This window comes from Steroidobacter sp., from assembly GCF_036402275.1.
GTDB lineage: Bacteria > Pseudomonadota > Gammaproteobacteria > Steroidobacterales > Steroidobacteraceae > Steroidobacter.
Genome location: NZ_DASWTF010000014.1, coordinates 171,091 through 186,811, shown reverse-complemented (window position 1 = coordinate 186,811; position 15,721 = coordinate 171,091). Strand labels below are relative to the sequence as shown.

Genomic DNA, 15,721 nt, shown 5'->3' with positions numbered 1-15,721 from the left:
TTACACATGTTTATTTCGAGCAGTTCCGCAGGTCGACATCTCTCCGGCAGTCGCGAGATGAAGGAGGAGTTTGCGTCGGCGGACCAGGATCGGGATGGACGCATCGACTTCGAGGAATTCGCCCGCCTGATGCAGGGCCTGGAAGCAGGCATGTCCGGAACGGACCTGCGCATCGGCTTCCATGAAATCGACACGGACAGCGACGGTTTGATCGATTTCCGCGAGTTCGTGGAGTGGTGGAGCACCGATTAGGAGGCTTCGCCTGGTCGCTCGAGCGACAGCTAAGGGGAAGACCTGATGATCCCCGTGGATGTCGCGTCGTGGCGTTAGAGGCGCATTGCTATAAGTCATGCTCAAAAGGGTCTTCGCTCACATGCGCGTGTGGTCTGCCTCACTGACGGGTTTCGGGAAAAAGAACGCCGCCAGCGTCGTCGTCAGCGTTGCTTTGCTCGCCGTGGTCCTGTGGATGGCGCATCTGAGCCTGCGGGAAGTGCGGACCACGTCCGATCTGGCTCATCACGCCCAAGAAGTCCGAGTCGCTCTCGATTCCGTGCGTGAGTCGCTGCTCAAGATGGAGACGGGGCAGCGCGGTTACTTGCTTACCGGTCGGGAACTTTATCTGGAGCCCTATAGCTCCGGTATGGCCGCGCTGGACGCTCAGTTGCGTGAGCTGCAGCGTTTGATCGTCGATAACGAAAGGCAAACTCAGCGCCTGCAAACCCTGCGACAGTCGGTCGCCCAACGTCGCGCGCAGCTCGATCACGCGCTACGCTTGCGGAAGGCGCAGGGCATGGAAGCGGCCATCGCATACCTCCAGACGGACCAGGACATCGCCACCATGAGAGAGGTCCTCGGCAGCCTCGCGACGATGTCGGCAGAAGAGGAGCGCCTGCTGAGCCGGCGCAAGGAACAGGAGCAGGACAGCCTGCAGCGGAATTTTCTCATCATCGTGTCGTTTCTGACGGGCGCCGGAGCGCTCATGCTGATGATGCTGCTCAGGATCCAGCGAGACATGGCGGCTCGGGCGCAGGCCATGCGTCAACTCGATGAGCTGAACGCCTCGCTCGCCGAAGCGACCGCCAGCAAGACGAGATTTCTCTCGGCAGCCAGTCACGACCTGCGCCAGCCGTTGCACTCCCTGTCGCTTTTGAACGCGGCGCTCAGCGGTCAGCAGCTGAGCGGGCCCGCGCAGGCGATCGTCGCTGCTCAGAAAGATTCGCTCGCCGCGATGTCGAGCCTGGTGAACCGGCTGTTGAACATCAGCATGATCGAGTCGGGGGTAATTCAGACTCATACCGAGGATGTGCTGCTGGCCGGCCTGCTCGCGTCGCTGGAAGCCGAGTTTGCTCCGCAAGCTCGCGCGAAGCAGTTGCTACTCGAGATCGCCGCATGTAACGAAGCTGTGCGCACCGATCCAACCCTGCTGCGTGAAATACTCCAAAATCTCGTCGCCAATGCGATTCGTCATACGGACCGAGGGCGGGTGTCGTTGCGCACTCGGCGTGAAGCAGAGGCCGTTATACTGGAAATATCCGACACTGGACGAAGCATTCCCGAAGATCAGCTGGGGCGGATCTTCGAGGAGTTTCATCCGATCCTCGATAGCAATCAGCAGTGGCGCGAGGGCTTCGGCCTGGGTCTGTCCATCGTGAGCAGGCTCACGAAGTTGCTGGATGTTCCCATCGGCGTGAGCTCGCGGCCCGGCGAGGGCACGACTTTCAGCTTGAAGCTGCATGCGGCGGTTCCGAGCTTTCAGCCGGTGCAGGCTCCGGCGCCGATCGTGGCGAACGGCGTGCGCGCCGGCCGGATATTGCTGGTGGACGACGAGGCATCGGTGCGCGACGCCACCGCACTGTTCCTCAAGATGGACGGTCATGAAGTGCGATCCGCCGGATCGCCCGAAGACGCGCTCCATATATTGGAGCAATGGGAGCAGTCACCGGATGTGATCGTCAGCGATTTTCAGCTCAATGCAGCGCTCAGCGGCGCCGATTTGATCGAGAAGCTGCGCGAGCGCCAGCACCGCGAGATCCCTGCGGTGGTGCTCAGCGGGGATACGATGAGAGTGAGCCCCCGTTGCGCGTCGATCACTGCGTGCCGCGTATTTCATAAGCCAGTGGATGCCGAAGAGCTGTCGGCTCACATTCGCAAGGTCCTCGATGGTGCGGCTGCCTGAACAGAAGCCGTGAATCCGCTCAATTCGTCGATTGTAATGTCTCGATGACGTACGCCAGCCGGCGGCGAACTTCTATAGCGGTTTCGGCGAGCGCGGGATTCCCAGTCCGCTCCATCGCAACCACCGGATCGATACTCGCAACCTCGATCTTGCCTTCGGCGAGCGGTTTTCCCGAGAGTAGTTAAGCGGCGTTCCCGATATGGCGCCACCGACGGTGCCGTTACGCTGCAGCGAACGTTATCGGCGTGAGACACGTCACCGAGGCAAGCTACCGTGTATCAAAGAATTCTCGTCGGCATCGATGGCAGCGCGACATCCCTGCGCGGACTGGATGAAGCGATCCGCTTGGCGAACGCCACTGGCGCGCGCTTACTGCTCGTGCATGTGCTGAATACGCTGATTCTGGAGGGCGAGATCGCCTCGACAGCCTACTATCAGGCGTTGGCGGATGAGATACGCGGCGCGGGTCGGAAGATCCTCGAGCATGCCGCTATTCGGGCACGCGAGGCGGGGGTGCCGTTCGAGGATAAGATGATAGAGAAGATCGGCGCGCACGCCGCGGACGAGATTGTCGCGCAGGCCATGGAATGGAGCGCCGACTTGATCGTGCTCGGTACTCACGGCCGGCGTGGGCTGAAACGGTTGGCGATGGGCAGCGACGCCGAACTCGTGATGCGACACTCGCCTGCGCCGGTCCTGCTGGTGCGAGATCACGTGGACGATTGACGGGCCGGCGGGCCTGTCGGTCATCGCGGACACCGCCATCGAACGATTTGTCATCCCGGCGCCCGATTGATTGGGCCGGCGCGCCACGTCCTACCCTGCAATCAAGCATTGGGTGGCGTAAAGATGACGAAGCTCTCGCTGTATCAGGCCGACGATCCGCGGCGCGAAGAGCTGGAGCGATTCATACGTGACGTTTTCGCGTCGAGGCATGGCGCGCACGTGTGCTCCTTCATGCCTACTTTGCTGGGCCTGCGAAACGAGACTGGCGCCGTCTGTAGCGCAGCGGGATTTCGCAGCGCCGCCGGCCAAGCGTTGTTCCTGGAGCGTTATCTGGACGTTCCCATCGAGCAGGCCGTCGCGTCATCTTCCGGACAGCAGATCGGTCGTTCGCAGATCGTCGAAGTGGGCAATCTCGCTGGCGTCAATTGCCGCTCGGCGATGCGCCTGGTGCTCGACCTGCCGCGCATTTTGCTCGATCGCGGCCATCGTTGGATCGTATTCACCGCGACCGATACAGTGCGTGAGCTGCTTACGAGCTATCACGCTCCGCTGCTCGACCTCGCGGTGGCGACCGCGGTCCGTGCTCAGAACACGGGCGACGACTGGGGGCGCTACTACGACAGACATCCCCGAGTCATGGCGGGCTATCTCCCGGACGGTCTGAGTCTGCACCGTCGCCATAGGCAATGAACATGTCCATCACGCTGCTCGACGCATTGATGAAAGCGGCCGGTTCTTTACCCGCGATTGACGATGGCGCGCTCCAGCTCAGCTACGCTGACGTGCAGCGCTCGGTCGACTCCGAGCGGCGCTGGCTTCAGTCCATGGGAGTGCGTCGCTGTGCATTGCTCGCCGAGAACGGCGCGCGTTGGATACTCAGCGATCTCGCGCTACTTGCGTGCGAGGCCATGATTGTTCCGCTACCTCCGTTTTTCACGCGCGAGCAAGTCCGGCACGTACTGAACGACGCCGACCTGGAGTGGATACTTACGGATCAATCGGGGCGCTTCACCGCCGATCATCCGGAATTCTCGTATTTCGCCAGTTCTCATCGAACCGGCCTCGCCTTGTTGAAACGTGACCGACGCTCCGTCGCTGAATCTGCGGGCATCGCCAAGATGACTTACACGTCGGGCAGCACTGGCGCGGCGAAAGGCGTATGCCTGGGACAGAGCGCGATCCATGCCGTGACGGAGTCGCTGGTGGCGGCGACAGCCGGGCTCGGAATACGGACTCACCTTTGCATCCTCCCTCTAGCCACTCTGCTCGAAAACATCGCGGGCGTGTACGTGCCCCTGACGATGGGCGCCAAGGTGGTGGCGCGGCCGTGTCATACGATGGGAGTGAGCTACGCCGGATTGCAAGTGCCGCTGCTCTTGCGAGCCATCGACGCGACTTCACCTGAGAGCATGATTCTCGTACCCGAACTGTTACGCGTACTCGTTTACTCTGTTCGCGGTGGCTGGCGCCCGCCAGCGTCACTCAAATTCATAGCAGTCGGCGGCGGCGCTGTGTCCATGGAGCTGTTGCAAGAAGGGCGCAGCGTGGGTCTGCCTGTATTCCAGGGCTACGGCTTGAGTGAATGCGCCTCGGTGGTGTGTCTCAATATTCCCGGTCACGACCGGCCCGGCAGTGTAGGGCGGCCGTTGCCGCATGCGCGAGTCCGCATCGATCATGACGGAGAGATCTGCGTCAGCGGCGGCGCGACGATGGTGGGTTACTTGGGCGGCTCACAGCATACGGACGCCGAGGTGCGCACAGGCGATCTGGGAGAGATCGACGCCGACGGCTTCGTCCATGTGCGTGGTCGCATGAAGAACATGTTCATCACCAGCATGGGCCGAAACATCACGCCGGAATGGGTGGAAAGCGAGATCGCATCGGACCCTGCGATCGTGCAGGCCATGGTCAGCGGCGAGGCGAAGCCGCACCCGGTAGCGCTCGTGGTCGCAAGTCCACAGACGAGCGAACACTCGATCGACGAGGCCATCGCGCGCGCCAACTCTCGTTTGCCCGACTACGCCCGCGTGCGCCGCTGGGCGTCGTTCCCCGAAGCGCCGACGCTCGCCAACGGTTTGCTGACCGCGAACGGCCGGCTGCGCCGCACGGAGATCGCGGCGAAATATCACCAACTCATCGATTCCCTATATGACCATGAACGCCGCAACGTCCCTGCAATTTCATGAGCTGCTTGCGTCGCGCACCGCGGCGGGGCGCGAGTACCTGACCAGTGCACCCATCATTCATCGTGCGCTCGCCGGGCAGATCGAACGCGACGAGTACATTGCGTTCCTCACCCAGGCATTTCATCACGTACGGCATACGGTGCCGCTGCTGATGGCGGTCGGGTCGCGCTTGCCGGCCCGGCTGGCCTGGTTGCGCAAGGAAATCATTCATTACACCGAAGAGGAGGAGGGTCACGAGCAGTGGATCCTGAATGACATCGAAGCCGCGGGAGCTGACGCATCGGCGGCGGCCAGCAGCCAACCCTCGATGGCCACCGATGCGATGGTCTCGTATGCCTATGACACCGCCATGCGCCGCAATCCCGTCGGTTTCTTCGGCATGGTGTTCGTGCTCGAAGGCGCCAGCGTGGCGCTCGCATCCAACGCGGCGGATCGGATCCAGGCGTCGCTGCAGCTGCCGAACAAGGCCATGACTTACCTGCGCAGTCACGGCCAGCTGGATCAGCAGCACGTGCAGGATCTGTACGCCATCCTGAATCGGTTGGCGGATGAGGAGGATCGGAACGCTGTCGAGCGATGCGCGCGAGTGATGTTTCGTCTTTATGGAAACATTTTCCGTGAGCTGGACGAGCGGTCAGTCACCGCCACCGAGGGGAGAGCGGCATGAATCTGCAAGACAAGCGCGTTCTCGTTACGGGCGCGAGCGGCGGCATCGGCAGAGCGCTGGTCGTCAGGTTGTTGGACGAAGGCGCGCAGGTGCTGCTGAGCGGTCGCGATCATGGGGCATTGTCGGCGGTCGTGGAGCACCATCCGGACCAGGAGCGCACGGCGATCTTTGCCGCCGATATCACCAGCGCTTCGGACCGCGCCAGGCTTTGCGACTTTGCGTCGCGCTGGCGAGGCGGCATCGACATTCTCATCAATAACGCGGCCGTCAACGATTTCACTTTGCTGATGAGCCAGTCCGCGGAGTCGCTGGAGACCGCCATCGCAACCAACCTCACCGGGCCGATGGATCTGTGCCGTCGTCTGAGCGCGTGTCTCGGGCGTAGCGAAGCAGCACACATCGTCAACATAGGATCCGTATTCGGCAGCATCGGCTTCGCAGGTAACACCGTGTACTGCGCTACGAAGTTCGGTCTTCGGGGCTTCTCCGAAGCACTCCGGCGCGAGCTGGCGGACACCGACATACGGGTCCACTATTTCGCTCCGCGCGCCACGCGCACATCGTTCAACAGCAATGCGCTCAACGATCTGAACGAGATGCTCGGCAACGCCTCGGACGACCCCGTAGAGGTCGCGCGCCACATCGTCCAGGCGCTGCAAGCCGACAAGCTCGAACAGGTAATCGGCTGGCCCGAGAAGTTTTTCGCTCGCGTGAACGCGGTACTGCCGCGTGTAGTGGACATGGTGCTACTTCACAAGCTGGCCACGATCCGAAATTTTGCCAGCCGATCCACATCCGCAACTGTAGGACGGCCAACGTCCAACTTCGTGCACAGCACCGCCAAGCCGAGGGAATTTTCATGAGTGTTCGCATACTTCGCGGCATCGTGCCGCTCGTTGGCCTGAGTGTGGGTGTCGCTTACGCGCAGACTCCGTTCGATACAGAGCTCGCGCACATCCAGCAGCAATGGGCCGTTGTCAACTATCAGATCACGTCGAAGCAGGAGAAGGTGCAGGCGTTCGAGACATTGGCCGCCGAGGCGCACGAGTTTTCCACCGAGAATCCGCAACGCGCGGAGCCGCTCATTTGGGAAGGGATCGTGCTGAGCACCTATGCGGGCGCGAAGGGTGGCCTGGGCGCTTTGAAGTTGGCCAAAAAGTCCCGCGACGTGCTCGAAGCCGCGCTCCAGATCGACGACAAGGCCCTGGACGGTTCGGCCTACACCAGCCTCGGCGCTTTGTACGCGAAGGTGCCGGGCTTTCCGTTGGGCTTCGGCGACGATAACAAGGCGCAGGAGTTTTTGTCGAAAGCGCTCGAGCTCAATCCCGACGGCGTCGATGCGAACTATTTCTACGCGCAGTATCTGTGCGATCGTGACGAGTGCCGTGACGCCTTGCGCTACCTGCAACGTGCAGCCGACGCGCCGCGTCGTCCTGGCCGCGAGCTCGCCGACGAGGGACGGCATCGTGAAGTGATGGAGCTCATGGCCAAGGCGCGGTGAGCGGCATTTCGGTCACTCGTTCATCTTCTGCGGTTTGCCTGGGCCGAGTGCGCCGTCCGCGCGAGCCTTTTGCATCTTGATACTGAAGTCGCGCGGACAGAGATTTGACGCGCTCGACCAGACTTGGAGCGACTGATGTGCCAGTTGCGTCCACACCGGACGGCGATTGATTTGTCGCGGGGCTACGTCTAACGACCGATGAACGGCCGTTTCAGGAAATCATGAACCCATCCGGCGCCCGCCTGTCGTGTGTTAAGTTCTCTCGATTCATCGTGTTGGCCACGCTCGCCTGCCTGGCGCCCGCGGTCTTTGCGACCGACGACGCTCTCGACCTGGAGCAGTTCCGAGGCAAGGTCGTGCTCATCGACTTTTGGGCCTCGTGGTGCGTGCCCTGTCGGCAGTCATTTCCATGGCTCAATGAGATGCAGGCCAAGTACCGCGACCGCGGGCTGGTGGTGATCGGCGTCAACGTCGATCGCGAGCGGGCCGACGCAGATCGTTTTCTGAAACAGACACCCGCCGATTTCCAGATCGTGTACGACCCGGAGGGCTCGCTTGCCGAGCACTACCAGGTGCCTGGCATGCCTAGCTCGTACGTCATCGGTCGGGATGGGCAGCAGCTTCACGTCCATATTGGTTTTCGCAATGGCATGCGCGAGCAGCGCGAAGCGGAGCTGGAACGCTTGCTTGCCGATGCCGCGGATCGTACTCGCGCAATGAATCAGTGAACGGGAGAAATCACATGAAAGCATTCGGTTTGTTTGCGGCGTGCCTTGCGCTCCAAGGCTGCGCGAGCGTGGGAGTGGAGCCGTGGCAGCGTGACGTACTCGCGCGCCCCGAGATGTCTCTGGATACGAATCCGGTGGATGCGGCCATCGACGATCACATCTATTTCAGCAAGGAGGCGTCCAGCGGCGGGCGCGGCTTCGGCGGCGGTGGCTGCGGCTGTAATTGAGGCGAGGAAAATGAGCGACGATAACAATGTGAGCGCCACGCTCGCCGCGGCCACCTGCGCTTTGCTCGGCGCCAGCGCTGCGGCGCCCGTCATGGCGGAGGAGGCCGAACGCTGGTCGTTCGACACAGCGTTGCTCTACTACGGCGAAAGCGACGATCGCGTGCAGGACGTGAGCGCGACCATCGGCGCACAACGCGCCTTCGAGGATGAGCGACTACTGAATCTCACGCTGACGGCCGATACGCTCACCGGCGCTTCTGCGAGCGGCGCGATCGCAACCGATACACCGCAGACATTCACGAGCCCTTCCGGACGCGCGGTCTACACGACCCCGGCCGGAAAGGCGCCGCTCGATGACACATTCCTGGACACGCGTTTCGCGCTCAATGTGGGTTGGAGTCAACCGCTCGCGAGACTATACACGTTGTCGGCTGGCCTCGGCTTCTCAACGGAATACGACTACACTCATCTCGGCGCGAATGTTTCGCTGGCACGCGATTTCAACAAACGCAACACGACCGTCACCGCCGGCTTGGCCTATTCGGAAGATGACATCGATCCCGTCGGCGGCGCTCCTCTGCCGCTGTCGCAAATGCTCGATGTGGGCGATCAGAGCAACAAACGCACCAGCGACAGTAAGGACGTGATCGACGTGCTGCTCGGCGTCACTCAAGTCCTGTCGCGCAATACGCTGCTGCGCGTGAACTATTCTTACAGCCAGTCGAGCGGCTACTTGAACGATCCCTACAAGATCCTGAGCGTCGTCGACGGCGTCACTGGCGACGCGATCTTGCGCACGCCGGCGCCGGGTGTGCTGGGACCAACCGGTGTCTATCTTTACGAGGGCCGGCCCGATTCCCGTGCGAAGCACAGCCTGTATGCCGAAATGAAACACGCCTTCGGCGCGCCGGTGTTGTACGGCTCGTATCGGTTCATGACCGACGATTGGGGGATCGACTCGAACACGACCGAGGTCCGGCTGCGCTGGCCAGTGGGCGACACGAGCTACGTCGAGCCGCAGCTTCGCTATTACATGCAGTCGCAAGCGGACTTCTATCACCCGAGCCTGGTCCAGGGCGCGGCATTGCCGGCGTATGCGTCAGCGGATTTTCGTTTGGGCGAGTTCGACGCGGTCACGCTCGGGTTGAAATTCGGGCATCGAACCATGGGCGGGAACGAATGGAGTGCCCGCGTGGAGTACTATCAGCAAAGCGGCACGATCGACCGCGATCAGCTGATCGGGAACCAGTTCGCCCGCGAACAGGTCCCGGACTTGAAGGCGGTGATTGCGCAGTTCGGGTACCGCTTCGGGTTGTAACGTCGAGGCGAGTCAGCTCGTCATGTCTGAGACTCCCCCGCAAAGCGCGTCCATCACACTCGGCCGTGAGGCGGGGCACTGGGTGGGGCGCTTCATGGCAATGGCTTCGCCGTGCGAAGTGCTCATCGAAGAGGCGCCGGCAGCGCTCGCTCGGCAGATCGTCGATGTCGCCGCTGGCTGCGCATGGCGCATCGAACGAAAGTTCAGCCGTTACCGATCCGATAGCGTCGTGCACATGATCGGCTCGAACGCGGGTCGCGCGGTCGTGCTCGATGAAGAGTCCGCCGCCTTGATCGATTTCGCAGCGACGCTGACGAAGATGTCCGAAGGGCGCTTCGACATCACCTCCGGCGTGCTGCGCAAAGCCTGGACGTTCGATGGCGGCAGCGTCGTTCCGACGCAAGAGCAGGTCGATGCCCTGATGACTCGTGTGGGTTGGCACAAGGTTCAATGGCGCAAACCCGTCCTGCAGTTACAGCCGGGGATGCAGATCGATCTCGGTGGCATCGGCAAGGAGTATGCGGTGGATCTGGCAGCGGCGCGCATCGAGGAGATCTCACCGGGGTCCAGCTGTCTGGTCAACTTCGGTGGCGACGTCGCAGTACGCTATCCACGACGTGACGGGCAGCCGTGGCGAGTCGGAATCGAAGCAACGGCGCGCGCCGGTGCGGCTGTACACGTCGTACACCTGAGTCGCGGCGGGCTTGCGACCAGCGGGGACTCGCGCAGGTTCGTACTTCATCAGGGGCGGCGTTATTCACACATCATCGACGCACTGACGGGCTGGCCGGTCCCGGACGCACCTCATTCCATCACAGTTGCAGCGGACACCTGCACACAAGCCGGAACGCTGACGACGCTCGCCATGCTGCGAGGTAGGGAGAGTGAAAGCTTTCTGCGTGCGAGTGGCGCGAAATACTGGATTCAGGGCTAATTCCCGTGGCGGGAGAGAACGCCCGTCGTTCGCGCCTGCGGTTGATGTCGATCGACGAGCGCACTCATCGCGTCGGCTCGCCGCAACGATCGAGAATGAAACGACGGGCGGCATCGCGCAATTGAATCGTTGCCAAAAACGCATTGCGCGCCTGCGGCGGTACGATCGGCGGGCCGATATTGACGGTAACAGGCGAGTGTCGCGGCAGCCACCGACCGTCGGGCAGCAAGGTGCGAGCGCCTTGGAGCGCAATCGGCACGATGGGGCGGTTCGTCTCGACGGCAGCCGCGAAGGCGCCCAAGTGAAACGGCAAGAGGCCCGGCCCGCGGCCGAATGTTCCCTCGGGGAAGAAGATGCACGATTCTCCTCGAGCCGCCAACTTCGCTATGCGACGCGCATCTGCAACGCCTGCGCGCACGTCGAAGCGCTCGACAAACACAGCGCCGATCTGTCGCAAGAATCTGCCGATGACCGGTGTGCGTGCGAGCTCGCGCTTGGCGATGAAGCGGCAGGGCTGGGGAAGGGCAGCAATCAGCAGCAGGCCATCCAGATAACTCGAATGATTGGCGACGACGATTCTGCCCCCTACGAATGCGGAAGCGTCGGCGTGAATGACGGTAAGGCGGATTCCGGCAAGGAACAGCAGGAGTCTCGCGGCGCGATGACCGATCGTCCAGAATACTGGTGCGGACAGGGGCAGCAGCGTGAGCAAGAATGTGACGATGCCCACCAAACCAAAGACCGTCCAAAAATACGCGCCGTACAGAAGATTCGCGATCTGACGAAGAGCTCGATGTGCCGCAGGACGCGTACCGCTCAGCGCGAGGCGCAGCAACTGTATCCACGTTGCACGCCGCTGCGCGGGCCCATATCGGCCAGATTCGTATAGTTCGCGGGTCGCAGCTCGACGAATCTTGCCGCTCGAGGTCTTGAGCACGGTGTGAGGAGCCGCTAGCACAACGTCGTCAGCGGGCTCGCCCATCATCTGAACGATTGCAGCGATGATCGCCTGACGCAACTCCTCGCGCTCTTTGGCGTTCTCTTCGCGCGTCTCCGCAAACACGATGACACGCTCGGTGCCGGCCGAGCGATCGGTGCTACCGAAGACGGCGACGCAGCCCTTGCGCACACCGGGAATCGCGCCAATCGAAGCTTCCAGCTCGTCGGGGTAGATGTGCCGGCCGGCACGGATGATGATGTCTTTGATACGTCCGGTGACGTAGATCTCGCCATTCGCCATGTAGGCGCGATCGCCGCTATCCAGCCAGCCCTCGCGGATCAGCTTGCCCGTGGCCTCCGGATTGCGGTAATAGCCCTGTGTCGTCGACGGTCCCCGAAACTCGAGCCGACCTTCGCGGCGCTCGTCGAGCTCACGGCCAGCGTCGTCGACGATCCGCACATCGTGCCCCGTGAGCGGCCGACCGCAGGAGACGAACGAGAGCGTGTTGGTGACGATGGGGCTGGCAGGTGTTGCAGTCCCGTGCTGTACGAACGATTCGCGTTCGATCACATCGATCAGCGGTCCACGCTCGAGCGGTGGCACCGTGAGGCCGACCGAACATTCGGCGAGACCGTACACGGGCGTCAAAGCAGTGGGCCGCAAGCCGCAGCCCGCGAATCTTTCTTGAAAGCGGACGAGGGTGTCCGGCATCACGGATTCAGCGCCGTTCATCGCGATACGCCACGTGCTCAGGTCCAGGCCGGCCAGCTCGTCATCGGTCACGTGTCTCAGGCAGAGCTCGTACGCGAAGTTGGGCGCCGCCGACAGCGTGCCGCGATGGCTTTGGATTGCCTCGAGCCAGCGTAACGGCCGGGAGAGAAAAGCCAACGGCGACATCACCACGAGCCGCAGGCCGAAATAGAGCGTGCCGAGCCATGCGCCGATGAGTCCCATGTCGTGATAAAGAGGCAGCCAGCTCACGAACACGTCGCCCCGCCGGATATCGAGCGCGCGGCCCAGCGCTTCCAGATTCGAGAGCACGTTGGCATGACTCAGCACGACGCCTTTGGGTTGTCCGGTGCTGCCGGATGTGTATTGAAGCAGGGCGGTCGAGTGTTCGTGCAGGTGCTCGGCTCGGATTGGCTCCGCATGCAGAGTCCTCAACTCATCCGCGGTCGTGATCCGGTGCAGAGCGGGTGCGTGCATGCGTAGCAAAGCTGCCAGGCGTCGCATGTCGGGTGTAGTAATCAGCGTGCCGGCCTGCGCGTTTGCGAGGATTCCAGCGTGTCTTCGGACGTGTTCTTCGATCTGGCTCGGACGGCTTGGAGGATAGAGCGGCACGGGCACGCCCCCGGCGAGCAGAATGCCGAAGAATGCGCCGAAGTAATCGCGGCTGGTCGGAAGCATCAGTGCAACCGGCTCGCCAGGTTGCAGTCGCTGCTTCTGCAGACCGCTGCCGATCGCAATGGCGTCGCGCCACAGGCTCTCGTAGGTGAGGATTTCTTCACGATCGTCGATACGGATCGTGATTTGAGGGAAATCGGGGTGCTGCTCTACGTGCCAGCGGAGCACTTCGTTCAAAGTCCTCATGCTCGCCGGCGGCGCTGCTGCGATTGTTTTCGCGGCCGTGTCTTCAGCAGCCGAATAGGACGCGAGTGGCTTCAGCGCCGGTGCGTCGCGTAGTGCGGCGGCGATGTCACCGAGAGATTCCGCGGTCTCGAACAGGGAATCCGGTAACCGAACGCGCAAGCGCTCCTCGACCCGCGTGAACAATTCCATTCGAGCGAGACTATCGAGGCCGAGGTCGTGATCGAGTGTGCTCTCCAGTGTCAGCGGAAGCGTGTCCGCTTCCGCGTGTCGCAAATCCCTCAGCGTCGCGCGGACAATCTCGATCAGAGGCTCGGCCGCTGGTACCGCGGCCGAACTCATGGCTTGTCGGTTGCCCCCTTGCTGTGTCGATGTAGGCCTGAGCGTAGTCGGCGGTAAGCTGTAAACCACTAGGAATACCCGGCAGCGACTAGGTTAGACCCCGTGGACGCCACTAACGCTGAGGGTAATGGCTGACGGACGATCCGAGAAAGCTATGCGGTGGCGTTGCAGATCTTGCGACTCAGTGTTGCATGAGCTGACGCTATCGTGTCATCTCCAGCGGCGGCAATATGACGAGATGGAAAGCATCGGATCCGACCTCGAAACGATGAAGCGCGTGCCGCTGGCCGATGCGCATGTCGCCGCGATACGAGCTCGACTCCAAGGGATTCGTTTTGAGTGGCGAGGCGGCCGGTGCGCGAACCCAGTTCGAGACCTCATGCCCAGGAATTTTCGCCGTGGGCGACGTGCGAGCCGGCTCGGTCAAGCGGGTAGCGTCGGCGGTCGGCGAGGGATCCGTCGTGATCTCCGCGGTGTTCGATCACGTCCGCGGGCCGGTGAGTGTCACCGCGAGCAAACTCTGACCGCGTAGCGCTCGCGGTAGCAAGGTCACATCCTGCAGCGTTTAATGGACTCAATTCAAATCTCACCTTTACGGCGAGCAACCTCGGAGGATCTCGCGCTCCGACGAAATGCCGCTGAGCGCCGAGGGCAGGTCAAGCGCCAACTCACGCAGCAACAGATCCGCTGCGTCAACGAGTACATCGAAAGCCATCTCGGGGAGGTCATTCGGATACACCATCTTTCTGCGGTGGTGAATCTGAGCCGTTTTCATTTCTGCCGTGTTTTTCGCCTGACTGTCGGCGCGTCTCCATGGGAATATCTGTCGCTGCTGAGACTGCGTAGAGCGAAAGTCTTGTTGCAGGAGTCTTCGCGTTCTGTGACTGAGATCGCCCATATTTGCGGCTTCTCCGACCAATCTCATTTCACGCGAGTATTTCGCAGGCGGATAGGGACGAGCCCGGGACGGTGGCGCCGACAACCGAATAATGAGCGGTCCGATTGATGCGTCGCTCATCCGGCGTCCCATCCACTGCCTGACGATATGTATAGCCAGGTCCGACCATCGATCTCTGAGCCCTTCATCACTCATCGAACGGCGCGCTCATCAGCAGGTCGACGGTTGACGGCGGCTGAGCGCCAACTTCGCTAAACGCACTCCGGGAGTGCCCTGGTCCGATTCGCAAGCCGATGCGGATCGAGGCGGGTTCGCGCGGCAATGAGCTTGCGTGCGACGATCGCATCTTTTGCATTGTTGATGCTCTCGACCGCAAGCAGTTCGCCGGCGCGGAGATAGCAGACGCTGAAGCAATGCGTCGCGGGGTCGCCGCGTACGATCACGGTATCGGCTCCCGAGCCGAGCCCGGTGATTGTGAGCTTCAGATCGAATTGTTCCGACCAGAACCACGGCACGCCATCGTGCACGGCCGGCTCGCCGAGCATGCTGAGCGCAGCAGTCGTTGCCTGTTCGAATGCATTGTCGACGGATTCGAGCCTTACCTGGCCGCCGTAGCGCACGCTGGGATGACTGGTGCAGTCGCCAGCGGCATAGATCGATGGATCGGACGTGCGGCAGTGACGATTTACGACGATGCCGTCGTCGATTTCGAGACCTGCATCGCGAGCGAGCTCTTGAGCGGCTTCGGCGCCGACACCGATCAACACGATGTCAGCCTCGTGCTCGCTGCCATCGGCGCAGAGCACTGCGCGCACCCGGCGCGTTCCGGAGTGAGCGGCTATTTCCAGACGACTTACGCCGCAGAGGATTTTCACACCATTGCGGACATGCTCGGCTGTGAACGTAGCAGACGTTTCCTTGCTGACTACTCGTTTCATGACGCGGTCTTGCACCTCGAGGACGGTGACTGCGAGCCCCTGCTTGCGACAGGTCGCTGCCACTTCGAGGCCGATGTAGCCGCCGCCGATGATCACGAGTCGACGTGCGGATTCCATCGCGGCTCGCAGCGAGTCGACATCAGCCATCGTCCGCAGGTAACGCACTCCATCCAGCTCTGCGCCGGGTATAGGCAAAGTCCGCGCGCGGCTGCCGGTTGCGATCAGCAAGGCGTCGTAAGCAAGAGCCGAACCGTCGTCCAGGCGCACTCGTTGCGTACGCCTGTCGATTTCCAGAGCGCGCCGACCGAGCCGGGTTTCGATCGAGTGCTCTGAGTAGTATCCAGCCTGGCGTACCAGCAGTCGCGAGCGCTCGTGTGTCCCGGCGAGATATTTCTTCGAGAGCGGCGGGCGCTGATAGGGCAGGTGCGGCTCGTCGCCTACCAGAACGATCGGGCCAGCGTGCCCTCGGCGCCGCAAGGTCTCGATCGCCTGTGCGGCCGCGTGGCCCGCTCCCAGAATGACGATGCGATCGGGCATGCCAGTGGCCGACTGT

General features: G+C 62.1%; 16 protein-coding genes and 1 pseudogene. 14 read left to right on the top strand and 3 right to left on the bottom strand.

Features of this window, described 5'->3' with window-relative positions; translation table 11 throughout:
- The first annotated feature begins 57 nt into the window (after nucleotides 1-57).
- From VGD45_RS07825 to VGD45_RS07770, 12 genes are all read left to right on the top strand, one after another.
- Nucleotides 58-252 (top strand): EF-hand domain-containing protein, encoded by a 195-nt coding sequence (locus tag VGD45_RS07825; protein ID WP_331154719.1) that lies wholly within the window; start codon nucleotides 58-60, stop codon nucleotides 250-252.
- 97 nt (nucleotides 253-349) lie between these two features.
- Nucleotides 350-2,176: a CHASE3 domain-containing protein gene (locus VGD45_RS07820; protein ID WP_331154718.1), complete on the top strand. Its 1,827-nt coding sequence runs from the start codon at nucleotides 350-352 to the stop codon at nucleotides 2,174-2,176.
- A gap of 273 nt (nucleotides 2,177-2,449) precedes the next feature.
- On the top strand, nucleotides 2,450-2,902 hold the full coding sequence (locus tag VGD45_RS07815) for a universal stress protein (RefSeq protein ID WP_331154717.1): 453 nt from the start codon (nucleotides 2,450-2,452) through the stop codon (nucleotides 2,900-2,902).
- A gap of 123 nt (nucleotides 2,903-3,025) precedes the next feature.
- Entirely contained in the window at nucleotides 3,026-3,592 is a 567-nt protein-coding gene (locus VGD45_RS07810; RefSeq protein ID WP_331154716.1) for a thermostable hemolysin, read from the top strand.
- 2 nt (nucleotides 3,593-3,594) lie between these two features.
- Nucleotides 3,595-5,088, top strand: a complete 1,494-nt coding sequence (locus tag VGD45_RS07805; RefSeq protein ID WP_331154715.1) for an AMP-binding protein — start codon at nucleotides 3,595-3,597, stop codon at nucleotides 5,086-5,088.
- Nucleotides 5,075-5,755 (top strand): TenA family transcriptional regulator, encoded by a 681-nt coding sequence (locus VGD45_RS07800; protein WP_414717565.1) that lies wholly within the window; start codon nucleotides 5,075-5,077, stop codon nucleotides 5,753-5,755. Before VGD45_RS07805 ends, VGD45_RS07800 begins: the two co-directional genes overlap by 14 nt.
- Nucleotides 5,752-6,618, top strand: a complete 867-nt coding sequence (locus VGD45_RS07795; protein WP_331154713.1) for an SDR family oxidoreductase — start codon at nucleotides 5,752-5,754, stop codon at nucleotides 6,616-6,618. The genes VGD45_RS07800 and VGD45_RS07795 overlap by 4 nt, the downstream gene beginning before the upstream one ends.
- Complete coding sequence (locus tag VGD45_RS07790) at nucleotides 6,615-7,256, top strand: hypothetical protein (protein ID WP_331154712.1); 642 nt, start codon at nucleotides 6,615-6,617, stop codon at nucleotides 7,254-7,256. Before VGD45_RS07795 ends, VGD45_RS07790 begins: the two co-directional genes overlap by 4 nt.
- Nucleotides 7,257-7,477: 221 nt before the next feature.
- Complete coding sequence (locus VGD45_RS07785) at nucleotides 7,478-7,984, top strand: TlpA disulfide reductase family protein (protein WP_331154711.1); 507 nt, start codon at nucleotides 7,478-7,480, stop codon at nucleotides 7,982-7,984.
- 14 nt (nucleotides 7,985-7,998) lie between these two features.
- Complete coding sequence (locus VGD45_RS07780) at nucleotides 7,999-8,211, top strand: DUF4266 domain-containing protein (RefSeq protein ID WP_331154710.1); 213 nt, start codon at nucleotides 7,999-8,001, stop codon at nucleotides 8,209-8,211.
- Nucleotides 8,212-8,221: 10 nt separating this feature from the next.
- On the top strand, nucleotides 8,222-9,529 hold the full coding sequence (locus VGD45_RS07775; protein ID WP_331154709.1) for a DUF3570 domain-containing protein: 1,308 nt from the start codon (nucleotides 8,222-8,224) through the stop codon (nucleotides 9,527-9,529).
- A gap of 22 nt (nucleotides 9,530-9,551) precedes the next feature.
- Nucleotides 9,552-10,463, top strand: coding sequence for an FAD:protein FMN transferase (locus tag VGD45_RS07770; RefSeq protein WP_331154708.1), 912 nt, complete (start codon nucleotides 9,552-9,554; stop codon nucleotides 10,461-10,463).
- A gap of 64 nt (nucleotides 10,464-10,527) precedes the next feature.
- On the opposite strand, the gene VGD45_RS07765 is transcribed toward VGD45_RS07770, so the two are convergent.
- On the bottom strand, nucleotides 10,528-13,332 hold the full coding sequence (locus tag VGD45_RS07765; protein WP_331154707.1) for an AMP-binding protein: 2,805 nt from the start codon (nucleotides 13,330-13,332) through the stop codon (nucleotides 10,528-10,530).
- 296 nt (nucleotides 13,333-13,628) lie between these two features.
- Between VGD45_RS07765 and VGD45_RS07760 the strand changes: the two are divergent.
- Nucleotides 13,629-13,856, top strand: a pseudogene (locus VGD45_RS07760) (hypothetical protein); the annotation flags it as partial.
- Between the two features lie 68 nt (nucleotides 13,857-13,924).
- Here VGD45_RS07760 and VGD45_RS07755 read toward each other — a convergent pair.
- Entirely contained in the window at nucleotides 13,925-14,107 is a 183-nt protein-coding gene (locus VGD45_RS07755; RefSeq protein WP_331154705.1) for a hypothetical protein, read from the bottom strand.
- Here VGD45_RS07755 and VGD45_RS34320 point away from each other — a divergent pair.
- Nucleotides 14,084-14,338 (top strand): helix-turn-helix domain-containing protein, encoded by a 255-nt coding sequence (locus VGD45_RS34320; RefSeq protein WP_414717564.1) that lies wholly within the window; start codon nucleotides 14,084-14,086, stop codon nucleotides 14,336-14,338. The genes VGD45_RS07755 and VGD45_RS34320 overlap by 24 nt on opposite strands.
- Nucleotides 14,339-14,481: 143 nt before the next feature.
- Here VGD45_RS34320 and VGD45_RS07750 read toward each other — a convergent pair whose 3' ends face one another.
- Nucleotides 14,482-15,705, bottom strand: a complete 1,224-nt coding sequence (locus tag VGD45_RS07750; RefSeq protein WP_331154704.1) for an NAD(P)/FAD-dependent oxidoreductase — start codon at nucleotides 15,703-15,705, stop codon at nucleotides 14,482-14,484.
- Nucleotides 15,706-15,721: the final 16 nt, after the last annotated feature.